Here is a 22,554-nt window from a genome sequence, read left to right as displayed (position 1 = left end):
GAGGAGACCCGTTGAGCGACCTGCTGGACCTGCCCGTGACCACGCTCGACGGAGAGCCCACCACCCTCGGCGCCCTCGCCGCCGGCCGCGCCGCGCTGGTGGTGAACGTGGCCAGCCGGTGCGGGCTCACCCCGCAGTACGCGCAGCTCGAGGACCTCCAGCGGGAGTACGGCGACCGGGGGTTCACCGTCGTCGGCGTGCCGTGCAACCAGTTCGCCGGTCAGGAGCCGGGCACCGCCGAGGAGATCAGCACCTTCTGCTCGGCCACGTACGGCGTCACCTTCCCGATGACCGAGAAGGTCGAGGTCAACGGGGACGACGCTGCTCCGCTCTACCGGCTGCTCACCTCGGTGCCGGACGCCGCGGGCGAGGCCGGCCCGGTGCAGTGGAACTTCGAGAAGTTCCTGGTCGCCCCGGACGGCGCCGTCCTGGGCCGCTTCCGCCCGCGCACCGAACCGGCCTCCGCCGAGGTGCGCACGGCGATCGAGGCGGCGCTGCCCCGCTGATCAGCTGGGCACCGCCTCCGGCACGACCGTGGGCGGTGCGGTGCGCGCGGTCTGCGCCAGCGCGATACCGGTGAGGACGACGACTCCCCCGGCGATCTGCCAGCCCGTGAGCACCTGCTCCACCCACAGCCAGGCGACTCCCGAGGCGAGCACCGGCTCGACGGTCGCGACCAGGCCGGCGGTGGTCGGGGGCAGGTGCCGCAGCGCCGCGAGGGACAGCCAGAACGGGACGACGGCGCCCAGCAGCACGATCCACGACACGAGCGCGGTCACCGGCAGGCGCAGGTCCCCGAGGGAGATCGGCACCGCCTCGGTGAGGACCGACGGGGAGAAGTCCCACCACGGTGCGGCGACGGCCCAGAACACCGCGGCGGCCACGAAGCTCCAGGCCGTCAGGGCGACCGGATCGCGGTCGGCGGTGCCCCGCTCGCCCATGAGGTAGTAGGTGGCCAGGCACAGCGCGGCGGTCAGCCCGGCCGCGACGCCCAGGGGGTCCGACGAGCCGCCGTCCTGCCAGACCTGCGCGACCAGCACGAGCCCGGACAGGGACAGCAGCAGCGCAACCCACATCCGGTTGCGCACCTGCTCGCGGCGCACCAGCCGCACGTACAGCGCGATGAACACCGGGGCGGTCATCTCGAACACCAGCGCGATGCCGACCGGCAGCCGGCCGATCGCGACGTAGTACAGGAACTGGGTGAGGGCCACCCCGATCACGCCGAACGCGGCGACGAAGGGCACCTCGGCCCAGCCGATCCGCAGCCGGCGCGGGGAGACGACGGCGAGGGCGACCACCAGCGCGACCGCCGCCCCCGTGCACCGCAGCGCGGTCAGCCGGGTCGCCGGGATCCCGGCCTGGAGGGCGAGCGTGGAGACGGTGCCGTTGACCGCGAACAGGCCGGCGGCGCCGACGGTGAGGGCGTAGCCGACTGCAGGACGGGCGCGGGGCACCGGGGGAAGGTAACGGGTGCCCCGCGCCGGTCCGCCGGCCGACGGTCAGCCCTCGACCGCGGCGGGGTCCATCCAGACCGCCTCCCAGACGTTGCCGTCGGGGTCGGCCCAGCTCGTGCCGTACATGAACCCGTGGTCCTGCGCCGGCCGCCACGGCTTGCCGCCGTTGTCCAGCGCCCGGCTCAGCAGGGCGTCGGCCTCCTCCCGGCTGGCGGCGGAGATCGCGTTGAGCACGGCGGTCGCCTCCGCCGGGTCACCGGCCGGCCCGGCGAGGAAGCTGCTGAACTTCTCCCGGGTCAGCAGCATCACCACGATGTTCTCCTCGATGACCATGGCCGCCGCGGTCTCGTCGGTGAACTGGGCGTTGTTCTCGAAGCCGAGCGCGGCGTAGAAGGCCTTGGCGCGGTCGAGGTCGGTGACCGGCAGGTTGACGAAGATCATGCGCACGGAGTGCTCCTCGGGTCGGGCGCGGCACAGCGGCCGGCGTGGGGGGCCGCCGTCCGGGCCCCGTCACCCCTGAGACCGGCGGCTCCGTCCGGACTCATCGGTCGGCCGCTGGGGACGGTGCTGTGAGGATGGGCGGCAGTACGACAGGATGGCGGGCCCCAGACGAGGAGCGCGGACGTGAGCACGTCGAGGAGCAACCGGGTGAAGGCGGCCATCGGCACGGTCAGCCTGACCGGCGCCGCCATGGGCTTCCTGGCTGCCTGCGGCACGGGCGAGGACGAGCAGGAGGCGCGGACCGTCTACTGCGTCGACGAGCAGGACCGGGTCGTCGACGAGGAGCAGTGCGAGGAGGCCGAGCGCAACGGCGGCTACGTCGGCGGCCTCCCGTTCTTCTTCCTGCTCGGCGGGTTCGGCGGCAACCGGTACTCGGTCGGGCAGACGATCCCCCAGCAGTACACGGGGGCGGCGACGCGGATCAACCCGTCGGACTCCTCGGCCCGCAGCCGGAACGGCATGCCCAGCTCCGGCCGGGTCTCCTCGGGCACCCGCATCTCCGGCGGCATCGGCTCCGGTGGGGGTGGCGGCGGCTCGTGAGGCGCCTGTACGGCAAGGCCCGGATCGGCTGGGAGGCCGAGATCGAGTCGCAGGGCCTGGTCTACAACAAGACCTCGCTGCCCGACGGCGACGTCCGTTCCTACTGGCGGGAGGACGTCTTCTACGACTTCTCCGCCGCCGAGATCGACCGGCTGGCCGACGCGACCGAGCTGCTGTTCGCCGCCTGCGTCGAGGCCGGGGACGTGATCCTCGGCGACGAGCGGCTGCTGGACCGGCTGCGGATCCCCCGCGACGCCCGCGACGTGGTCCGCGCCAGCTGGGACGCCGAGCCGCCGAGCATCTACGGCCGGTTCGACCTGTGGTGGGACGGCGCGGGCGAGCCGAAGCTGCTGGAGTTCAACGCCGACACCCCCACCTCGCTGGTGGAGGCCGCGGTGGTGCAGTGGGCCTGGCACCTGGAGACCGGGCAGGGCCGCGACCAGTGGAACCAGCTCGACGACCGGCTGGTCGCGGCGTGGCGGCGGAACCTGTCGCGCTGGGAGGCGCACTTCGGCCGCCGTCCCCGCCGGGTGCACCTGGTGTGGACCGAGGGGGACCCCAGCGGCGAGGACTGGATGACCGTCGCCTACATGGCCGACTGCGTGCAGCGGGCCGGCTACGAGGCGGTGGTGATGACCACCGAGGAGATCGGGCTGGACACCGGGGACGCCCGGTTCTACGACCCCCGGGGCAACCGGCTCGAGGTCGTCTTCAAGCTGTACCCCTGGGAGTGGCTGCTGGCCGACGAGTACGGCCCCTCGGTCGTCGCCGACCTGCGGTGGGGCGACACCGCCTGGATCGAGCCGGTCTGGAAGACGCTGTGGTCCACCAAGGGCCTGCTGCCGGTGCTGTGGCAGCGCTACGAGAACGACCCGGTGGTCTCCCGGCACCTGCTGCCGGCGTTCTTCGGCGACGACCCGCGCGCCGCCGAGCTCAGCGCGACCGGCTTCGCCCGCAAGCCGCTGCTCGGCCGCGAGGGCAACAACGTCGAGCTCGTCGGCCCGGGCGGGGACGTGCTCGCCCGGCAGGGCGGCCGCTACGGGGCGGAGGGCTGGGTGCTGCAGCAGCTGTGCCCGCTGCCGGACTTCGCCGGGCCGGACGGTCCGCACCACCCCGTGCTCGGCGCCTGGGTGGTCGACGGCGAGGCGGCCGGGCTGGGCATCCGCGAGTCGGACGGGCTGATCACCGACGACCTGTCCTTCTTCGTCCCGCACACCATCGACCACCGGGCCGCCTGGGAGGAGCCCGGCCGCTAGGTCCCGATCCTCCCGCGTCCTGCCGATGAGGAGCCGTGGCAGGGCTCGGCAGAGGGGGACCACCGGTGACTTCGGCGGCAACGGCGACCAGGACGGCGCGGGACCAGCGGCGGACCCTGCGCCCGACGGGCGAGGAGCGGCTGCTCGCGCCGGACGACCTGATCGTCTCCAAGACCGACCTGCGCGGCGTCATCACCTACGCCAACGAGTCGTTCCTCCGGTGCTCCGCCTACGCCGAGGAGGAGGTCATCGGCCGACCGCACAACCTGGTCCGCCACCCGGCGATGCCCCGGGCCGTCTTCTCGCTGCTCTGGGACACCCTCGCCCGCGGGGAGGAGGTCTTCGCCTACATCGCCAACCTGGCCGCGGACGGCGCCACCTACTGGGTGCTCGCCAACGTGACCCCCTCCTACGACGCGGCGGGGAAGGTGGTCGGCTACCACTCCAGCCGCCGCGCCCCCTCGCCGGGCGCCCTGGCCGCGGTGCGCCCGCTGTACCAGCGGCTGCTGGCCGAGGAGCGGCGCCACACCTCGGGCCCGGCGGCGGCCGCGGCCGGCGCCGCCCTGCTCTGCTCGGTGCTCGCCGAGCAGGGCCTGACCTACGACGAGTTCGTCTGGTCGCTGATCGCCCGGGGAGGGTTCTGAGATGGGGCTGCGGTCCACCCGGTCGGCGGGGTTCCCGTCGGCGACCGAGGAGCTGGAGCTCTACCGGGCGTTCGTGCGCGAGCTGAGCCGGGTGTGCCGGGCCGCGGCGGCCGGTGACCTGGAGGCGCGCAGCCGCGCGGTGGCCGGCTCGCGGGAGGTGCCCGAGCTGCGCGAGCTGCAGGACGGCGTCAACCAGCTGCTCGACGTCTCCGACACCTTCGTCCGGGAGGCCGGCGCGGCGCTCACCTCGGCGGCGCACGGCCGGTTCCACCGCCGGGTGCTGCAGCGCGGTCTGCGCGGGGCGTTCCGTCGCGGCGCGGGGGTCCTCAACGCCGCCGGTGACGTCATGCACTCCTCGACGACCCGGGTCGCCGAGGCGCAGAGCACCCGGTTGACGCTCGCCGACGAGTTCGAGTCGGTGGTGCTCTCGATGTCCGAGCAGGTCGCGACGGCGGCCACCGAGCTGAGCGCGTCCGCCGCCGGGCTGACCGGTGCCGCCGCGACGGCCAGCACCGAGGTGGCCCGCGCCGGGGAGACGATCGCCTCGCTGAACCGGTCCTCCAGCGAGATCAAGGAGGTCATCGCGCTGATCGACGCGGTGGCCGCGCAGACCCGGCTGCTGGCGCTCAACGCCACGATCGAGGCCGCCCGCGCCGGGGAGGCCGGCAGGGGCTTCGCGGTGGTCGCCTCCGAGGTCAAGGACCTCGCCGACCAGACCGCGCGGGCCACCGAGCGGGTCACCGCGCAGGTCGAGTCGGTGCGCACCGCCTGCGACGACGTCGCCGAGGTGATGGACACGGTGGGGACGACGGTCGCGGACATGACCGGGGTCGCCGACGGGATCACCGCCGCGGTGGACGGCACGGGCGCCGCCGCCGCGACGTCGCCGGGCCTGTCGCAGATGGCCGAGACGCTGCGCTCGGAGATGACCGGCTTCCTCGCCGAGATGCGCAGCTGACCGGCGCACCTCCCGGCCGGCGTCAGGCCGTGGTCAGGTCGTCGTCAGGTCCCGGGAGGCGCTGGCGAACCGCACCAGGTCCTCGCGGGTCGGCTCGACCAGCACGCGGCCGTCGGGGCTCAGCACGACCGGCACCGTCCCGCCGTCCTGGTCGGTCTCGGCCAGGATCCGGCGCGCGGCCGGGTCGTCGGCCGGGTCGAGCCACTGGTGGGCGATCCCCTCGTCGGTGAGGACCTGCCGCAGCTCGGCGCTGGCCGGCCAACGCCGGTCACCGACCACCCGCAGGCCGCTGGCCTGGCCGATCAGCATGGCGCGGCGCAGCAGGAACGAGCGGGTGATCAGCTCGCCCAGCTCCCGGTTGCGCGCGAAGACCGCCCGCAGCTGCTCGAGGGTGATCACCAGGACCTCCCCGGGCTCCGCGACGACCAGCGAGCGGACCGGCCGCTGCCCGGCCAGCATGTTGAGCCCGCCGAAGAAGCGCCCCGGCCCGTTGATGCTGGTGACGTGCGGGCGCTGGCCGTCGGGGAGGCCCTCCAGCGGGCCCTCGACCACGGCCACCCGGCCGGAGAGGACGACGAAGAAGTCGAACTCCGCCTGGCCCGAGCGCAGCAGCACCTGCCCCTTGGTCGTGCTCATCCGCCGGCCGACCCGGCGCAGCGCCGCGAGGTGCTCCTCGGACAGCCGCGGGGAGGCGTTGTCCCCGGGGGTCTCCTCGAAGCCCTCGACGCTGGGCAGGGCCACCGCCGGGGAGACCAGCACCGCCGCGCGGAACGGCCCCGCGGGCTCCGGCTCGGGCAGCGGGCGGTGGTCCGGCCCCCGGGGGTCGGTGGCCAGCAGTGCGGCGGCCAGCGCCTCCGTCGTCGTCGGGCCGTCGTGCCGGATGCCGTTGACGAAGAAGGTCGGCGTGCCCCGCACGCCGCTGGCCTCGGCGCGGGCCACGTCCGCGCGGACCCGTCCGGCGTGGGTGCCCTTCCCGAGCTCCTCGGCGAAGCGGCCCAGGTCGAGCCCGAGCGCGGCGGCGTGGTCGAGCAACTGGTCGGCCTCCAGCTGGTCCTGGTGGGCGAACAGCCGGTCGTGCATCGCCCAGAACGCGCCCTGCGCGCCCGCGGCCTCGGTGGCCTCGGCGGCGAGCACGGCGTGCGGGTGGACATCGGGCAGCGGCAGGTGCCGGAAGACGTAGCGCAGGTCGTCGCCGAACCGCCGCCGCAGCTCCTCGACCACGCCGGTGGCCCGGCCGCAGAACGGGCACTCCACGTCGCCGTACTCGACCAGGTCCAGCGGCGCGTCGACCGGGCCGCGCACGTGGTCGACGGCCGGGTCGACCGGCGGGACCAGCCGGTGCGGCCCGGTGGTGTCCGGCCGGGGCGCCCGGCGTCCCAGCTGCCAGAACCACACCGAACCCAGCGCCGCGGCCACGACGGCGGCCGAGAGCACCCCGACCATCGCCTCCTCGCGCAGCACCGGGTCCGCGAAGGCCAGGTCGGTGACGAACAGCGAGACGGTGAAGCCGAGGCCGGAGAGCGCGGCGCCGCCCCACACGCTGGCCAGCGAGACCCCCGGCGGCAGTTGCCCCATCCCGGTCCGGACCGCGAGCGTCGAGGCCAGCCCGATGCCCAGCAGCTTGCCGACGACGAGCCCCAGGAAGACCCCGATCGTGATCGGTGAGGTGACGGCGCGCCCCAGCAGCTCGGTGTTCAGCTGCACCCCGGCGTTGGCCAGCGCGAACACCGGGACGACGACGTAGCTGCTCCACGGCACCAGCTGCGCGCCGATCCGCTCGTTCGGTGAGATGGCCCGCTCCACCGACAGCTTCGCCCGCCGGGCCAGGGCGACGTCCGGGGACTGCCGGAACGCGCGGGCCAGGCTGCCGGCGGACTCCACCTCGTCCCGGCGGGGTGGGTAGGCGCTGACCAGCAGGCCCAGGACGACCGCGCCGATCGTGGCGTGCACCCCGGAGGCGTGCATCGCCAGCCACATCACCACGCCGACCGCGAAGTAGGCCGGTCCGCGCCACACCCGCAGCCGGGTGAGCAGCTGGAACGCCACGATGCACAGGGCCGCGATCGCCAGCGCGAGCAGGTCGATGTCCGCGGAGTAGAAGACCGCGATGGCGGTGAGCGCGCCGATGTCGTCGACCACCGACAGCGACAGCAGGAAGACCCGCAGCTGGGTGGGGGTGTGCTGACCGACCAGGGCGAGGGCGCCGAGCACGAACGCGGTGTCGGTGGCCATCGGGATGCCCCAGCCGTGCGCGCCCGGGCCGCCGGCGTTGATCGCGAGGTAGATGAGCGCGGGCAGCACCAGCCCGGCGATCGCCGCGAGGGTGGGCACCGACAGCCGGCTACGCTGGGTGAGCTCCCCCATGCTCAGCTCGCGGCGGACCTCCATGCCGATCAGGAAGAAGAAGAAACACATCAGGCCGTCGTTGACCCAGTGCCGCAGGTCCTCGCTGACCTGCGCCGATCCCAGCCGCAGGGTGAGCTCGATGTGCCAGAACCCGTCGTAGGAGCCGCTCCACGGCGAGTTGGCCCACGCCAGCGCGAGCACCGTGCCGAGGACGAGCAGGGCCGCGCTGGACGCCTCCGTCTGCAGGAACCGGCGCGCGGGCGCCGACAGCTGGGCGAGCAGGTGCCCGGAGCCCGACGATCGGCTCACGGTGCGGGGTGCGGACGTCACGCGGTCTTCCTACCGCGCGCGCATGACGGCCGGGAGTCATCGGTCCGACGTCCCGGCCGGGCACCGCGGAACGCCCGCCGGTAGGCCGTCGGCGTGGTCCCGACCAGCCGGGAGAAGTGCTGTCGGAACGCGGCCCCCGACCCGAACCCGCACCGGCGGGCCACCTGGTCGATCAAGTCGTCCCCCTCCTCGAGCAGGACCCGGGCCAGCGCCACCCGCTGCTCGAGCAGCCACTGGTAGGGCGTCACACCGGTCTCCGCGCGGAACCGCCGGGCGAACGAGCGGGGCGACATGACGGCCTGCCGGGACCAGCCCGGCCACGTCGATCTCCTCGTCCAGGCGCTCCCCCGCCCAGGCCATCGCCGTCTGCAGCGACCGTCGTGGGGCGGTCGGGGCAGGTGCAGGCACAGATCCACCCCGGCGGCCGTCCCGGCGCTGGTGGGGACCGGCCGAACCTCGACGTACAGGACGTCCGGAACGACGGTGACCTGCGGGAACTCGGCGGCCAGCCGGGCGGTGAACATGTGGTGGGTGGTGGCCCGCCGTCCGTCGAGCAGCCCGGCGCGGGCGAGGGTGAAGGCGGCGCTGCACAGGCTGGCCACCCGGGCGCCGCGCTCCACGGCGGCCCAGAGCTGCGCGTCGAGCTCGTCGCCGCCCGGCCCCAGGTCCACCTTGGACGGTGTGACGAGGACCAGGTCGGCGGTGGCCAGCCGGTCCAGCCGGTGGTCGGCGATGAGTGAGAAGCCCTGCCGGCTGCGGACCGGCCCCGGATCGGCGGAGCAGACCGCGACGTCGAAGGCCGGCACCCCGTCCTCGGTGCGGTCGACGCCGAAGACCTCGCACGCGATGGAGGACTCGAAGGCGCTGACGCCCTCACCGACCACGACGGCCACGTCCCGGAGCTGGTGCACGACGGCATGGTGGCACCCGCCCGCCCGCCGTCCAGCGGCGGTGGCAGGAACTGGGCGAACACCGGCACGACTGCCACTCCCGGGGCGCCCGGCGGCGCGGCAGCCTGTCGCCGTGACGCCGTCGCGCACCCTCGTGCACCTCGATGCCCTGTCCGCCGAGCAGGAGGAGTTCGCCCGGCTCGCCGCCGACGCGGACCTCGACCGGCCGGTGCCGGACTGCGCCCCGTGGACGGTCGGGGACCTGGTCAGGCACCTGACCGCCATCCACCGGTGGGCGGCGGCGTGCACCGCGCTCGATGCCCACGCCGCCCTTCCCGACGACGCGCCGTTCGAGGCAGCCGCCGCGGTCGCGGACTACCCGGCGGCAGCGGCCGAGCTGCGCGCCGCACTGGGCGAGGCCGCGCGGCCGTGTCCCACCCTCGTCGGCCCGGGCACGGCCGCGTGGTGGGCCCGCCGCCAGTTGCACGAGACGTTCGTGCACCGGCTCGACCTGGCCGCCGCGCTCGGGGTGGCCGCCGAGGTCGACCCGGCGGTGGCCGCGGACTGCATCGCCGAGGTGGTCGACACGATGCAGCCCCGGCAGGTGCGGCTGGGCCGCATGCCACCCCCGGTGGCCGGCGTGCGGCTCACCTCGCCGTCCGGGTCGTGGGTGCTCGGCGGCCGCCCGGTGGCCGAGGTGGCCGGTCCCGAGCGGGCTCTGGCCCAGCTCGTGTGGCGCCGCACGACGCCGGCCGACCCGCGGCTGTCCGTCACCGGCGACCGGGCCGCCGCGACCGCACTGCTGGCCGACCGGCTGACCCCGTGAGCGCGCGACCGGTCACCCCGCGCTCCCGAACGGGCGACGCGGCGTGGGCGGCGCGCTGAGCTGCCTTCCCCTGCAGGACCTGCGAGTGCAACGGTGTAATCACCCCATCCGAGGAGACGTCATGCCCCGGTCAGCACCCGCGACGACCCTCTACGCGCACGTCGGCGGCGAACCGGCCCTGCACCGCCTGGTACCCCACCGTGCTGGCCGACCCGCTGCTGCACCCGCTGTTCGGCGACGGGCACGACGGCCACGTCGACCACCTCACCGCGTTCCTCGCCGAGGTGTTCGGGGGGCCGCCCCGCTACACCGCCGACCTGGGCGGCTTCCCGGCGCTGCTCGCGCCGCACCAGGGCAGGCAGATCCGGGAGGACCAGCGGCAGCGGTTCGTCGACCTGTTCGTGGCGGCCGCCGACGCCACCGGGTTCCCGGCCGACGCGCGGAGCCGGGACGCGCTCACCAGCTACCTGGAGTTCGGCACCCGCGTCGCCGTCCAGAACTCGTACGCGACCGACGGCGACGGCCTGCACCCCTGCCAGGAGGTGCCGCGCTGGGACGGCTGATCAAGGGCCCCGTCCTCCTCACCCCTCGCCAAGCTCGGGGCGAGCCTCGGGACGGGGCCTCCTACCCGAGGACGACGAGCAGGTCGCCGCCCTCCACCTGCTGCACCGGGCTGATCGCCACCCGCTTGATGCTGCCGGCGCGCGGAGCGGTGATCGCCGCCTCCATCTTCATCGCCTCGATGGTGCCGATCGGCGCCCCGGCCTCGACGTCGTCGCCCTCGGACACCGAGACCGTGACGACGCCGGCGAAGGGGGCCGCGACGTGGTCGGGGTCGCTCCGGTCGGCCTTCTCGGTGGGCTGGACGTCGGACGTGACGGACCGGTCCCGCACCGACACGGGCCGCAGCTGCCCGTTCATGCTGCACATGACCGTGCGCATGCCGCGCTCGTCGGCGTCGGAGATCGCCTCGATGCTGATGAGCAGCCGGACACCGGGCTCGAGATCGACCGGGTGCTCGACCCCCTGCCGCAGCCCGAAGAGGAATTCCTTGCTCGGGAGCACGGAGGTGTCGCCGTAGGTCTCGCGGTGCTGCTCGTACTCCTTGGTCGGCCCGGGGAACAGCAGCCGGTTGAGCGTGCGCCGCGGCTCCTTCGCCAGCCCGTCGAGGTCCTCGTCGGTCAGCTCGGCCGGCGGCGAGGCGGGGCGCCGCCCCTCCAGCGCCTTGGAGCGGAACGGCTCGGGCCAGCCGCCGGGCGGGTCGCCGAGCTCGCCGCGCAGGAAGCCGACGACCGAGTCGGGCAGGTCGAACTTCCCCGGGTCGGCGGCGAAGTCGTCCACCGGCACCCCGGCGCCGACCAGCTGCAGCGCCAGGTCGCCGACGACCTTGGACGACGGGGTGACCTTCACCAGGTGGCCGAGCAGCCGGTCGGCGGCGGCGTACATCCCCTCGACCTCCTCGAACCGCTGGCCCAGCCCGAGGGCGATCGCCTGCTGGCGCAGGTTGGACAGCTGCCCGCCGGGGATCTCGTGGGTGTACACGCGCCCCGTGGGGGCGGGCAGCCCGGACTCGAACGGCGCGTAGACCCGCCGCACCGCCTCCCAGTAGGGCTCCAGGTCGTTGACCGCCCGCAGGTCCAGGCCGGTCGCCCGGTCGGTGTGGTCGGTGGCCGCGACGATGCTCGACAGCGCGGGCTGGCTGGTGGTGCCGGCCAGCGCGGCGCTGGCGCCGTCCACCGCGTCGACGCCGGCCTGCCAGGCCGCGAGCAGCGTGGCCAGCTGCCCGCCGGGGGTGTCGTGGGTGTGCAGGTGCAGCGGCAGGTCGAACCGCTCCCGCAGCGCCGGGACGAGCGTCGCCGCGGCGGGGGCGCGCAGCAGGCCGGCCATGTCCTTGATCGCCAGCACGTGGGCGCCGGCATCGACGATCTGCTCGGCGAGCCGCAGGTAGTAGTCGAGGGTGTACAGCTTCTCGGCCGGGTCGGACAGGTCGCCGGTGTAGCAGAGCGCGACCTCGGCGACCGCCGTCCCGGTCTCCCGGACGGCCTCGATCGCCGGCCGCATCTGGCTGACGTCGTTGAGGGCGTCGAACACCCGGAAGACGTCGATGCCGGTGCTCGCCGCCTCCTGCACGAACGCCGTCGTCACCTGCTCCGGATAGGGCGTGTAGCCGACGGTGTTGCGGCCGCGCAGCAGCATCTGCAGGCAGACGTTCGGCACCGCCTCCCGCAGCGCGGCCAGCCGGTCCCACGGGTCCTCGTGCAGGAACCGGAGCGCGACGTCGTAGGTGGCGCCGCCCCACGCCTCGATCGACAGCAGGCCGGGCAGCAGCCGGGCCTGGTGCCCGGCGACGGCGAGCAGGTCCCTGCTGCGCAGCCGGGTCGCCAGCAGCGACTGGTGCGCGTCGCGGAAGGTGGTGTCGGTGACCGCCAGCGCCGTCTGCGCCCGCAGGTCGGCGGCGAACCGCTCGGGGCCGACGTCCCGCAGCCGGTTCCGGGACCCTCCCGCCGGGGTGGCGTCGAGGTCGACGCGCGGCAACTTCTCCACCGGGTCGACGAGGTGCGGGCGCTCGCCGTGCGGCCGGTTGACCGTCACGTCGGCCAGGTAGGTGAGCAGCTTGGTGCCGCGGTCCGCCGAGGACCGGGAGGTGAGCAGGTGCGGCCGCTCCTCGATGAACGACGTCGTCACCCGGCCGGCCCGGAAGTCCGGGTCGTCGAGCACCGCCTGCAGGAACGGGATGTTGGTGGACACGCCGCGGATCCGGAACTCGGCGACGGCCCGGCGGGCCCGGGCGACGGCGAGGTCGAAGGTGCGGCCCCGGCAGGTGAGCTTCACCAGCATCGAGTCGAAGTGCGCGCCGACCTCCGCGCCGAGCGACGCCGCGCCGTCCAGCCGGACCCCCGCGCCGCCCGGCGAGCGGTAGGCGGTGATCCGTCCGGTGTCCGGGCGGAACCCGTTGGCCGGGTCCTCGGTGGTGATCCGGCACTGCAGCGCGGCCCCGCGCAGCTGGACGGCGTCCTGGGTGAGCCCCAGCTCCTCGAGGGTCTCCCCCGACGCGATCCGCAGCTGGGACTGCACCAGGTCGACGTCGGTGACCTCCTCGGTCACCGTGTGCTCGACCTGGATCCGCGGGTTCATCTCGATGAACACGTGCCGGCCCTGCGGGTCGACCAGGAACTCGACGGTGCCGGCGCAGCTGTAGCCGATCGCCCGGGCGAACGCGACGGCGTCGGCGCAGATCCGCTCCCGCAGCGCCGGGTCCAGGTTCGGGGCGGGCGCGAGCTCGATGACCTTCTGGTGGCGCCGCTGGACCGAGCAGTCCCGCTCGTACAGGTGGATCACGTTGCCGGCGCCGTCGGCCAGGATCTGCACCTCGATGTGCCGCGGGTCGACGACCGCCTGCTCCAGGAAGACGGTCGCGTCGCCGAACGCGGACTCGGCCTCGCGCATCGCCGCCTCGATCGAGCCGCGCAGCGCCCCGGCCTCGTCGACCTTGCGCATGCCCCGTCCGCCACCGCCGGCGACGGCCTTGACGAACACCGGGTACTCCATCGACTCCGCCGCCGCCAGCAGCGCGTCCACGTCGTCGGTCGGCTCCGACGAGCCCAGCACCGGCAGGCCGGCCTCCCGGGCGGCCGCGATGGCCCGCGCCTTGTTGCCGGTGAGCTCCAGCACCTCCGCCGACGGCCCGACGAAGGTGATGCCCGCGGCCGCGCACGCCTCGGCGAGGTCGGGGTTCTCCGACAGGAACCCGTAGCCGGGGTAGACGGCGTCGGCCCCGGCCCGGCGGGCGGCCCGGACGATCCCCTGCACGTCCAGGTAGGCCCGCACCGGGTGCCCGGGCTCCCCGATCTCATAGCTCTCGTCGGCCTTGAGCCGGTGCACGGAGTTGCGGTCCTCGTGGGGGAAGACGGCGACCGTGCCGGCACCCAGCTCGTACGCGGCCCGGAAGGCGCGGACGGCGATCTCTCCACGGTTGGCGACCAGGACCTTTTCGAACACGGGGGTGTCCTCTCGGTCAGGGGGGTCGGCCGGCGCCGGCCCTCCTCGTGTGCGCAGACGGTAGCGGCGGAGCCCCGGGGCGGCGGCAGTGACCCGCGTCACTGTCCGGAGCGTCCGGCAGCGGCGCGCGTGCCGCTGCTCTGGTGGGGGTACGGCCGGGCGGTGAGTGCTGAGCAGACGGCATCCCGGTCCACCCCGCAACCCCCTCCGGCCGACGGCGAGGTCGTCGTCGTCTTCGGCGGTTCCAGCGGCATCGGCCGCGCCAGCGCGCAGGCGTTCGCGCGGCGCGGCGCCTCGCTGGTGCTGTTCTCCCGCAGCCCCTCGACCCTCGCGGACGCCGCCCAGGAGTGCCGGGCCGCCGGTGCGCGGGCGGTCGAGTGCGTGGCCGGCGACGTCCTGGACCGGGCCGCCGTGCAGGCCGCGGTCGAGCGGGCCACCGGGACGTTCGGGCGGCTGGACGTCGTCGTCCACTCCGCGACGGTGATGGCCTACGGGAAGCTGGAGGACCTCGACCCCGAGGTGTTCGAGCGGGTCGTGGACACCGCCATCCAGGGCACGTTCCACGTCATCCGGGCGGTGCTGCCGGTGTTCCGGGAGCAGCGGCGCGGGTCGCTCGTCGTCGTCAGCTCGCTGCTCGCCTCGGTGACGACGCCGACGATGGGCGCCTACGTCACCGCCAAGTGGGGCCAGCTCGGCCTGCTCCGCACGCTGCAGCAGGAGCTCCGCGACCTGCCCGACGTGCACGTCTCCGCCGTCGCGCCCGGCGGGACGACGACGCCGATCTACAAGCAGGCAGCGACCGTTCTCGGCAACACCGGCCACCCGCCGCCGCCGGTCTACACCCCGGAGCGGGTGGCCCGGGCGGTCGTCGACCGGATCGCCGCCCCGCGTCGGCTCAAGCAGTCCGGCTTCGCCAACCCGCTGATCATCGCCGGGTTCCGGCTGTTCCCGCCGGTGTACGACGCGCTCGTCAGCCCGCTGCTGCGGATCTTCGCGCACGCCCGGGACTTCGCCCCGCCGACGGTCGGCAACGTCTTCGCGCCGGTGCCGGAGAAGGAGGCGACGCGCGGGCCGTTCCGCGGCATCTGATCGCCGGGGTCGGCCCGATCGGTGAGGATCGGGGCATGCCCGACGCCTTCCTGCCCACGGCCGGCCGGCCCTCCGCCGGCGTGGCCTTCACCGCCGAGGTCGACGCGGCCGTGCGGCGGCTGGCCGGCGTCGCCGAGCGCACCCCGCTGCAGCGCAATGCGCGGTTGTCCGAGCTGACCGGCGCGCAGGTCTGGGTCAAGCGCGAGGACCTGCAGGTCGGCCGGTCGTACAAGGTGCGCGGCGCGTACAACACGATCAGCCAGCTCGACGCGGCCGGCCGCGCGGCCGGCGCGGTGTGCGCGAGCGCGGGCAACCACGGCCAGGGCGTGGCGTACGCGTGCCGGGTGCTGGGCGTGCAGGGCCGGGTGTTCGTCCCGGGGACGACGCCGCGGCAGAAGCGGCAGCGGATCGCGGCCCTGGGCGGGGACGCCGTCCAGCTGGTCGTCACCGGAGACACCTACGACGACGCCGCCGCGGCCGCGGCCGCCTCCGCCGCGACGACCGGGGCGACGCTGGTGCCCGCGTTCGACGCGCTGCCCACGGTGGCCGGGCAGGCCACCGTCGCGGTGGAGGTGCTGGACCAGCTCGGTGCGCCACCGGACGTGCTGGTGGTCCCGGTCGGGGGCGGCGGGCTGCTGGCCGGCTGCGCCACCTGGCTGCGGCAGCGCAGCCCGGGCACTCGGCTGGTGGGGGTGGAGCCGGCGGGTGCGGCGAGCATGGCGGCGGCCCTGGCGGCCGGCCGGCCGGTGGAGCTGCCCGCGATCGACACCTTCGTGGACGGGGCCGCGGTGCGCCGCGCCGGCGCGGTCACCTTCCCGCTGGTGTGGGCCAGCGGCGCGGAGCTCGTGACCGTGCCCGAGGGACACGTCTGCACCGAGATGCTGGAGCTGTACCAGGTCGACGGGCTGATCGCCGAGCCCGCCGGGGCGCTGGCCACGGCGGCGCTGACCGGCGGGCAGGTGACCGTCGAGCCGGGGCAGACCGTCGTCTGCCTGCTCTCCGGCGGCAACAACGACGTCAGCCGGTACGCCGAGGTGGTCGAGCGGTCCCTGGTGCACCAGGGGCTCAAACACTACTTCCTGGTCGAGTTCCCACAGGAGCCCGGTGCGCTGCGGCGCTTCCTGGACGAGGTGCTCGGCCCCGACGACGACATCGTGCTGTTCGAGTACGTCAAGCGGGACAACCGGGAGACCGGCGCGGCGCTGACCGGGATCGAGCTGGGCAGCCCGGCCGGCCTGGCGCCGCTGCTGGCCCGGATCGAGGCCGGGCCGCTGCGGATCCAGCACCTGGAGCCCGGCAGCACCGCCTACCGCTACCTGGTCTCCGGCCCCTCGCTGTAGCGGCCCCTACCCGTAGCGGGCGGCGGAGCGTTCGCGGGCCTGGGCGGCGAGCACCTCGCGGTCCCGCGGCGCCGCGTTGGTGACCAGGTCCGCGAGCAGGTGCTCGGTGGCGTGGGCGATCTCCGCGACGGCCCGGTCGAACGCGGCCTGGTTGGCCTGCGAGGGCTTGGCGTAGCCGCTCACCTTGCGCACGTACTGCAGCGCAGCGGCGCGGACCTCGTCCGACGTCGTCGCGGGTTCCAGGTTGTGCAGGACGTGGATGTTCCGACACATGCGGCCACCCTACGGGCGGAAATGGCCATCTCCGCCCCTCGGCGAGCGTCCCTAGCGGGCGAGGGCGAGCGGGGTGCCGGGGGTGACGGTCGTGGTCCGGACGTCGTCCCGGGCCAGCGCCCGGCTGATCACCAGCCGCTGGATCTGGTTGGTGCCCTCGAAGATCTGCATGACCTTCGCCTCCCGCATGTACCGCTCGACCGGGAAGTCGCGGGTGTAGCCGTAGCCGCCGAGCACCTGGACGGCGTCGGTGGTCACCTTCATCGCGTTGTCGGTCGCCACCAGCTTGGCGATCGCCGCCTGCTGGCCGTACGGCTGCCCGGCGTCGCGCAGCCGGGCGGCGGCGAGGTACATGGCGCGGGAGGTCTCGACGGCGGCGGCCATGTCCGCGAGCAGGAAGGCCAGGCCCTGGTGCTCGATGATCGGGACGCCGAAGGTCTCCCGCTCCCGGGCGTAGGCCACCGCGTCGTCCAGCGCGCGCTGCGCCAGGCCGGTCGCGACGGCGGCGATGCCCAGCCGCCCCGCGTCCAGCGCGCCCAGCGCGAGCGACAGCCCCTGCCCCTCGGCTCCGATCAGCCGGTCGGCGGACACCCGCACGCCGTCCAGCCGCATGGTCGCCGTGGTGGAGCCGGTCAGGCCCATCTTCCGTTCCGGGGCGTCGGCGGACAAGCCGGGGGCGTCGCCGGGCACCAGGAAGCAGGAGATGCCGCGGGAGCGGTCCTCGGAGGTCCGCGCCATCACCGTGTAGAAGTCGGCCACCCCGCCGTGCGTCGTCCACGCCTTGTCGCCGGTGAGCACGTAGCCGTCGCCGTCGCGGACCGCGCGGGTGCGCATGGCGGCGGGATCGGAGCCGGCGTGCGGCTCGGAGAGGCAGTAGGCGCCCAGCAGCTCGCCGCCGAGGAGCTCCGGCAGCCGCTGCTGCTGCTCGGGCGTGCCGGCGGTGGCCAGCGCGACGCAGGACAGCCCGTGCACGCTGACGCCGACCGCGACGCTCGCCCAGGCCGCGGCCAGCTCCTCGAGCACCTGCAGGTAGACCTCGTACGGCTGCCCCCCGCCGCCGTGCTCCTCGGCGAAGGGCAGGCCGAGCAGCCCGGCGCGGCCGAGGGTCCGGAAGACGTCGCGGGGGAACGCCTCGGCGGCCTCGGCGGCGGCCGCCCGCGGCGCGAGCTCCTCGCGGGCCAGCTGCCGGGTCAGGTCGAGGAGGTCGGCGGCCTCTTGCGAGGGCACGAGACGACGGACGGGCACGGCACACCTCCGGCAGCGACCGGACGACGTCGTCCGGCCTTCAGTACTGCAGAACGATACGCAGTACTGACGCGCGTACTCAACCGCTTCCCGTTGCTACCCTCCGGCAGCCCCGAGGAGGCCGCCATGACGTCGTTGGACACGCGTACCGCCCGCACCCGCCGGCGCGCGGAGCTGCTCGACGAGCTGGTGGCCCTCGTGCTGGCCGAGGGCTTCGCCACGTTCACGCTCGACGACCTCGCCCGCCGGCTGCACTGCTCCAAGAGCACGCTGTACGGCATCGCGGCCAGCAAGGAACAGCTCGTGGTGGCCGCGGTGAAGCGGTTCTTCCAGACCGCCACCGCCGCCGTGGAGTCGCGGATCGCCTCGACCGGCGACCACCGCGAGCGGATCAGCGCCTACCTGCTCGCCGTCGCCGAGCAGCTGCAGCCGGCCTCCCCGGCGTTCTTCGCCGACGTCGCCGCGTTCGCGCCGGCCCGGGAGATCTACGAGCGCAACACCCGCGCGGCCGCCGCCCGGGTGCAGCAGCTGGTCGGCGAGGGCGTCGCGGCCGGCACGGTCCGGCCGGTGCACGCCTCGTTCGTCGGCGTCGCGGTCGCCCAGGTGATGGCGGCGATCCACCGCGGCGACGTCCTCGCCGCCACCGGGATGGACGACGCCGCGGCCTACCGGGAGCTCGCCGACCTCGTCGTCGCCGGGATCGCCCCCCGCTGAAGAACCCCGTCCCGCACCCGGGGGGCGTGCCGCCCGGGATCCCTGGGTAAGGTGAGCCTAACCGTGCCGGCCCGACGTCCGGCCTGCCCGCCGTCCCCCAGGAGCCGCACGTGGCGCAGCGCACGGCCACCCGGCCCGTCCCGGCGGCGGACCGACCCCGCGGGGGCCTGCTGCGCGGCGGGGTGTCCCGCACGGCCGGGCTCTGGCTGCTCGTCCTCCTGGTCCTCGCCGCGTGCGCGCTGAGCATCGCCGTCGGCACCCGCTCCATCGGGCTCGGCACCGTCTGGCAGGCGCTCACCGACTCCTCGGTGCCCGGGGACGACGCGATCATCGTCCGGGAGCTGCGGGTGCCCCGCACGCTGCTCGGCCTGCTCGCCGGGACCGCCCTCGGGATCTCCGGCGCGCTCATGCAGGGCCACACCCGCAACCCGCTCGGCGACCCCGGGCTGCTCGGCGTCACCGCCGGAGCCGCGTTCGCCGTGGTGCTGGCCGTCTCGCTGCTCGGCATCACCGCGCCCAGCGGCTACGTCTGGTTCGCCTTCGCCGGCGCGCTGCTGGGCAGCGTGGCGGTCTTCGCGATCGGCGGCTCGGGCCGGGGCGGCGCGACCCCGGTCAGCCTGGCCCTCGCCGGCGCCGCGCTCACCGCGCTGCTGTTCGCGCTGGTGCAGGCGCTGACCATCCGGGAACGGACCACCCTCGACGCCTACCGCTTCTGGATCGTCGGGGCCCTGTCCGGCCGGGACCTCTCGATCGCCACGCAGGTCGCGCCGTTCATCGTCCTGGGCGTGGTGCTCGCGGTGGTCAACGCGCCGGCGCTCAACACGCTCCGCCTCGGCGAGGACGTCGCCCGCGGCCTGGGCCAGCGGATCTGGCTGGCCCGCGGCACCGGGCTGGCCGCGACCACACTGCTCACCGGCGCCGCCACCGCCGCCTGCGGGCCGATCGCGTTCGTCGGCCTGGTCGTCCCGCACGTCGCCCGGGCGATCACCGGCCCCGACCACCGGTGGCTGGTCCCCTACGCGGGCCTGCTGGGTGCGGTGTCCCTGCTGGTCGCCGACGTGCTGGGCCGGGTCGTGGCCCGCCCCGGCGAGCTGCAGGTCGGGATCGTGCTCGCGGTGGTCGGCACGCCGTTCTTCGTCGCCCTGGTCCGCCGCCGCCGGCTGGTCCAGCTGTGACGCTCGCCGCCCCCACCCGGACGCCGGGTACCCATGCCCGGCCGCGGCGCGCGCTGCGGGTCGGTCCCGTCTCCGGCGCCTACCGGCTCCGCCCGCTCGTCGTCCCGCTGGCCGTGCTGGCCGCCCTGGTGCTCGCCTGCGCGGTCAGCCTGGGCCGCGGCGACTTCCCGATCAGCGTGCTAGAGGTGCTCGGTGCCCTCGTCGGCGCCGGGGACGACACCCAGCGGTTCATCGTGCTGGAGCTGCGCGCCCCGCGGATCGTCGTCGGCCTGCTGGTCGGCCTGGCCCTGGGCGTCTCCGGCGCGCTCATCCAGACCTTCGCCCGCAACCCGCTGGCCAGCCCGGACATCCTCGGCGTCACCGGTGGCGCGGCCGTGGGCGCGGTCGCGGTCATCGTGCTCGGCGGGGCCGCCGGGGCCGGCGCCGTCCTGGGCGGGCTCGGGACGCCGGCCACGGCGCTGCTCGGCGCGCTGGCCGTGGCGGCGCTCATCTTCGGCCTGGCGTGGCGGAGGGGCATCGACGGGTACCGGCTGGTGCTGGTCGGCGTCGGCCTGTCGGCGTTCACCCAGGCGCTGGTCTCCTACCTGCTCACCCGCAGCGAGATCACCGACGCGGCGGCCGCCAACGTGTGGATCTCCGGGTCGCTGCACGGCCGCGGCTGGGGACAGGCGCTGCCGCTGGCCGTGGCGCTGCTGGTCCTGTTCCCCGCCGCCCTGGCACTGACCCGGGTGCTGGGGGTGCTGCAGTTCGGTGACGAGACCGCGCGCGGCCTCGGGATCCGGGTGCCGCTCGCCCAGGGCACCGTCGTGCTGGTCGCGGTCTGCCTGGCGGCGTTCGCGGTCTCCGCGGCCGGGCCGATCCAGTTCGTCGCGCTGGTGGTCCCGCAGATCGCCGTCCGGCTGACCGGCGGCTCCCGGCCGCCGCTGGTCGCCTCCGCGCTGCTCGGCGCGCTGCTCCTGGTGCTGAGCGACCTGGTCGCCCGGACCGCGTTCCCCGAGACGTTCCCGGTCGGTGTGGTCATCGCCGTGGTCGGCGCGCCCTACCTGCTCTGGCTCCTCGTCCGCGGAAGGCGGCGATCGACCCTGTGACTGCCCTGACCTCCCCCTCCGCCGGGACCTCCACCGGCGCGGCACCCGCCGTCCGGCTCGCGGCGGACGGCGTCCGGCTCGCCTACGGCGAGAAGGTCGTCGTCGCGGATCTGGACCTGGCGCTCACCGACGGGTCGTTCACCGCGATCGTCGGGCCCAACGGCTGCGGCAAGTCCACCCTGCTCCGCGCGCTGGGCCGGCTGCTGCGGCCCACCGAGGGCACCGTGCTGCTCGACGGCCGGGCGATCACCGCCACCCCGACCCGCGAGGTCGCCAAGGTCCTGGGCCTGCTGCCGCAGACCCCGCTCGCGCCCGAGGGGCTGACCGTCGCCGACCTGGTGGCCCGGGGCCGGCACCCGCACCAGAGCTGGCTGCGCCAGTGGTCGTCGGACGACGAGGCGATCGTCACCGAGGCGCTCACCTGGACCGACATGGCCGAGCACGCCGACGCCCCGGTCGACGCCCTCTCCGGCGGGCAGCGGCAGCGCGCCTGGATCTCGATGGCGCTGGCCCAGGGCACCGACCTGCTGCTGCTGGACGAGCCCACGACCTATCTCGACCTCGCCCACCAGGTCGACGTCCTGGAGCTCATCGGCCGGCTGCACACCGAGCGGGGCCGCACCGTCGTCGTCGTGCTGCACGACCTCAACCTCGCCGCCCGCTACGCCGAGCGGCTCGTCGCGATGAAGGACGGCGTGCTGGTGGCCTCCGGCACGCCCGGCGAGGTGCTCACCGAGCAGCTGCTCGCCGACGTCTTCGAGCTGGAGGCGCGGGTGGTGCCCGATCCGGTGTCCGGCACACCGATGGTGGTGCCGGTCCGCCGGCTGCGGTAGCTCAGCCGCCCAGCTCGGCGACCAGTGCCTGCCTGATCGCCGGCCGCGAGCCGAACACCAGCAGGAACAGCGCCTCCCGGGCCAGCCGCTGCGCGTGCGCACCCGCCAGCACTGCCCGGCTGCCGGTGACCGCTACCAGCAGCCCGGCGGCGCGGTGGGCGAGGGCGGCGGCGTGCGCCCGGGCCGCGGGCAGCTCCTCCGGGCCGGCCGCGTCGAGCCGGGCGCGGGCGGCGGCGAGGTCGCCGTCCAGCGGTGAGGGGCCGATGAGCCGGGCGCAGCGCGCGACGACGCCGAGCGCGAGCGACCCGTTGAGCCGCAGCCCCGCCGGGTCGCCGGCGACCAGATCGGCCAGGGGGACGACGACCAGCAGCCGGCCCGCGGGCACCCGGTGGCCGGTGAGCGCGAGCTCCACGGTGGCGCTGGCCTCCACCGCGACCATCCGCTGCGGGGTCACGCCCAGGGTGGGCCCGGCCACCGCGTCGACGAGCACGAAGCACACCTGGTCCCCGTCCCGGGCCGCCACCAGGAGCAGGTCGATGTGGCCCCAGCCGGTCACCCAGGGGACGGCGCCGTCCAGCACGAGGTGCTCCCCCTCGCGGCGCGCCCGGATCGCCGGCGGCCCGGGGCGGACGGCGGCCTGCAACGCGATGCCCGCCCGGCGGCGACCGGCGCACAGGTCGGCGAGGAACGTCTGCCGCAGCTCCGCCGGGCCGTTCCCGAGCATGCCCGCGACGCCGAGGTGCTGGAGCCAGATGAACGTCGTGGTCAGGTCGCCGGCGGCCAGTTCCTCCACGACGGCGGCGACCGTGGCGCGGTCCGCGTCCAGCCCGCCGGCGTCGGCGGGGCCGGTCAGGCCGTACAGGCCGGCCGCGGCGAGCGCGTCCAGGTGGTCGGCCGGCACGGCACCGGCCGTCTCGACCGCCCCGGCGGCGGGGAACAGCACGTCGTCGGCGAGGGCACGGGCACGGGCGACGACGTCGGTCACCCCGTCATCGTGCCGGGAGCCGGCGGTCGGCGGGGGGTGAGCCTCCGGAGCGACCGTCGAGCCGG

The 22,554-nt window shown here is 75.2% G+C and carries 21 protein-coding genes; 13 read left to right on the top strand and 8 right to left on the bottom strand.

Annotation, left to right across the window (positions count from 1 at the left end; translation table 11 throughout):
* Positions 1-11 precede the first annotated feature (11 nt).
* Positions 12-506 (top strand): glutathione peroxidase, encoded by a 495-nt coding sequence (locus HK417_RS06905; protein ID WP_222264737.1) that lies wholly within the window; start codon positions 12-14, stop codon positions 504-506.
* Here the strand turns inward: HK417_RS06905 and HK417_RS26405 are convergent, their stop codons facing one another.
* Complete coding sequence (locus HK417_RS26405) at positions 507-1,457, bottom strand: EamA family transporter (protein ID WP_222264735.1); 951 nt, start codon at positions 1,455-1,457, stop codon at positions 507-509. It abuts the gene before it with no gap.
* 45 nt (positions 1,458-1,502) lie between these two features.
* Positions 1,503-1,898 carry a VOC family protein gene (locus tag HK417_RS06895; protein WP_261326092.1) on the bottom strand — a complete coding sequence of 132 codons (396 nt, stop codon included), beginning with the start codon at positions 1,896-1,898 and terminating at the stop codon, positions 1,503-1,505.
* Between the two features lie 183 nt (positions 1,899-2,081).
* Here HK417_RS06895 and HK417_RS06890 point away from each other — a divergent pair, with 183 nt between their 5' ends.
* From HK417_RS06890 to HK417_RS26110, 4 genes are all read left to right on the top strand, one after another.
* A complete protein-coding gene (locus HK417_RS06890; RefSeq protein ID WP_222264731.1) occupies positions 2,082-2,498 on the top strand; it encodes a hypothetical protein in 417 nt (138 codons plus the stop codon).
* A complete protein-coding gene (locus HK417_RS06885) occupies positions 2,495-3,754 on the top strand; it encodes a glutathionylspermidine synthase family protein (protein ID WP_222264729.1) in 1,260 nt (419 codons plus the stop codon). The genes HK417_RS06890 and HK417_RS06885 overlap by 4 nt, the downstream gene beginning before the upstream one ends.
* Before the next feature lie 65 nt (positions 3,755-3,819).
* Positions 3,820-4,398, top strand: a complete 579-nt coding sequence (locus HK417_RS06880) for a PAS domain-containing protein (RefSeq protein ID WP_222264727.1) — start codon at positions 3,820-3,822, stop codon at positions 4,396-4,398.
* A gap of 1 nt (position 4,399) precedes the next feature.
* Complete coding sequence (locus HK417_RS26110; RefSeq protein WP_222264725.1) at positions 4,400-5,356, top strand: methyl-accepting chemotaxis protein; 957 nt, start codon at positions 4,400-4,402, stop codon at positions 5,354-5,356.
* 33 nt (positions 5,357-5,389) lie between these two features.
* Here the strand turns inward: HK417_RS26110 and nhaA are convergent, their stop codons facing one another.
* On the bottom strand, positions 5,390-8,032 hold the full coding sequence (gene nhaA / locus HK417_RS06870; protein WP_222264722.1) for a Na+/H+ antiporter NhaA: 2,643 nt from the start codon (positions 8,030-8,032) through the stop codon (positions 5,390-5,392).
* Positions 8,029-8,943, bottom strand: a complete 915-nt coding sequence (locus HK417_RS06865) for a GlxA family transcriptional regulator (RefSeq protein WP_222264720.1) — start codon at positions 8,941-8,943, stop codon at positions 8,029-8,031. The genes nhaA and HK417_RS06865 overlap by 4 nt, the downstream gene beginning before the upstream one ends.
* A gap of 112 nt (positions 8,944-9,055) precedes the next feature.
* Between HK417_RS06865 and HK417_RS06860 the strand changes: the two genes are divergently transcribed.
* Both HK417_RS06860 and HK417_RS06855 read left to right on the top strand, forming a co-directional pair.
* The gene (locus tag HK417_RS06860; RefSeq protein WP_222264719.1) at positions 9,056-9,748 is read left to right on the top strand and encodes a maleylpyruvate isomerase family mycothiol-dependent enzyme; all 693 of its coding nucleotides are present in this window, start codon (positions 9,056-9,058) and stop codon (positions 9,746-9,748) included.
* A gap of 200 nt (positions 9,749-9,948) precedes the next feature.
* Entirely contained in the window at positions 9,949-10,311 is a 363-nt protein-coding gene (locus HK417_RS06855) for a globin domain-containing protein (protein WP_222264717.1), read from the top strand.
* A gap of 61 nt (positions 10,312-10,372) precedes the next feature.
* Here HK417_RS06855 and HK417_RS06850 read toward each other — a convergent pair whose 3' ends face one another.
* Entirely contained in the window at positions 10,373-13,747 is a 3,375-nt protein-coding gene (locus HK417_RS06850) for a pyruvate carboxylase (protein WP_222264716.1), read from the bottom strand.
* A gap of 162 nt (positions 13,748-13,909) precedes the next feature.
* Between HK417_RS06850 and HK417_RS06845 the strand changes: the two genes are divergently transcribed.
* Both HK417_RS06845 and ilvA read left to right on the top strand, forming a co-directional pair.
* Complete coding sequence (locus HK417_RS06845) at positions 13,910-14,836, top strand: SDR family NAD(P)-dependent oxidoreductase (protein ID WP_222264714.1); 927 nt, start codon at positions 13,910-13,912, stop codon at positions 14,834-14,836.
* 35 nt (positions 14,837-14,871) lie between these two features.
* On the top strand, positions 14,872-16,176 hold the full coding sequence (ilvA, locus tag HK417_RS06840) for a threonine ammonia-lyase IlvA (RefSeq protein WP_222264712.1): 1,305 nt from the start codon (positions 14,872-14,874) through the stop codon (positions 16,174-16,176).
* 6 nt (positions 16,177-16,182) lie between these two features.
* On the opposite strand, the gene HK417_RS06835 is transcribed toward ilvA, so the two are convergent.
* A complete protein-coding gene (locus HK417_RS06835; protein ID WP_222264710.1) occupies positions 16,183-16,449 on the bottom strand; it encodes a DUF2277 domain-containing protein in 267 nt (88 codons plus the stop codon).
* Positions 16,450-16,500: 51 nt separating this feature from the next.
* Positions 16,501-17,694, bottom strand: coding sequence for an acyl-CoA dehydrogenase family protein (locus HK417_RS26400; protein ID WP_222264708.1), 1,194 nt, complete (start codon positions 17,692-17,694; stop codon positions 16,501-16,503).
* 126 nt (positions 17,695-17,820) lie between these two features.
* Here HK417_RS26400 and HK417_RS06825 point away from each other — a divergent pair, with 126 nt between their 5' ends.
* The 4 genes from HK417_RS06825 to HK417_RS06810 all read left to right on the top strand — a co-directional run bounded on the left by HK417_RS06825 (position 17,821) and on the right by HK417_RS06810 (position 21,504).
* Positions 17,821-18,408, top strand: coding sequence for a TetR/AcrR family transcriptional regulator (locus tag HK417_RS06825; RefSeq protein WP_222264706.1), 588 nt, complete (start codon positions 17,821-17,823; stop codon positions 18,406-18,408).
* Between the two features lie 110 nt (positions 18,409-18,518).
* Positions 18,519-19,583 (top strand): FecCD family ABC transporter permease, encoded by a 1,065-nt coding sequence (locus HK417_RS06820; protein ID WP_222264704.1) that lies wholly within the window; start codon positions 18,519-18,521, stop codon positions 19,581-19,583.
* A complete protein-coding gene (locus HK417_RS06815; RefSeq protein WP_222264702.1) occupies positions 19,580-20,671 on the top strand; it encodes a FecCD family ABC transporter permease in 1,092 nt (363 codons plus the stop codon). Before HK417_RS06820 ends, HK417_RS06815 begins: the two co-directional genes overlap by 4 nt.
* Positions 20,668-21,504 (top strand): ABC transporter ATP-binding protein, encoded by an 837-nt coding sequence (locus HK417_RS06810; protein ID WP_308123422.1) that lies wholly within the window; start codon positions 20,668-20,670, stop codon positions 21,502-21,504. Before HK417_RS06815 ends, HK417_RS06810 begins: the two co-directional genes overlap by 4 nt.
* A gap of 1 nt (position 21,505) precedes the next feature.
* Here the strand turns inward: HK417_RS06810 and HK417_RS06805 are convergent, their stop codons facing one another.
* Complete coding sequence (locus HK417_RS06805; RefSeq protein ID WP_222264700.1) at positions 21,506-22,489, bottom strand: acyl-CoA dehydrogenase family protein; 984 nt, start codon at positions 22,487-22,489, stop codon at positions 21,506-21,508.
* Positions 22,490-22,554 lie beyond the last annotated feature (65 nt).

Origin of the sequence: Modestobacter marinus, assembly GCF_019799945.1 — a bacterium.
GTDB lineage: Bacteria > Actinomycetota > Actinomycetes > Mycobacteriales > Geodermatophilaceae > Modestobacter > Modestobacter marinus_B.
The sequence above is the reverse complement of the archived record's forward strand: the minus strand, read 5'-3'. Positions and strand labels throughout refer to the sequence as shown.

Bases quoted from the DNA above. Each gene is read 5' to 3' on its own strand.
- HK417_RS06895 (WP_261326092.1), bottom strand. From the start codon at position 1,898: ATGATCTTCGTCAACCTGCCGGTCACCGACCTCGACCGCGCCAAGGCC.
- HK417_RS26110 (WP_222264725.1), top strand. From the start codon at position 4,400: ATGGGGCTGCGGTCCACCCGGTCGGCGGGGTTCCCGTCGGCGACCGAG.
- ilvA (WP_222264712.1), top strand. From the start codon at position 14,872: ATGCCCGACGCCTTCCTGCCCACGGCCGGCCGGCCCTCCGCCGGCGTG.
- HK417_RS06835 (WP_222264710.1), bottom strand. From the start codon at position 16,449: ATGTGTCGGAACATCCACGTCCTGCACAACCTGGAACCCGCGACGACG.
- HK417_RS06825 (WP_222264706.1), top strand. From the start codon at position 17,821: ATGACGTCGTTGGACACGCGTACCGCCCGCACCCGCCGGCGCGCGGAG.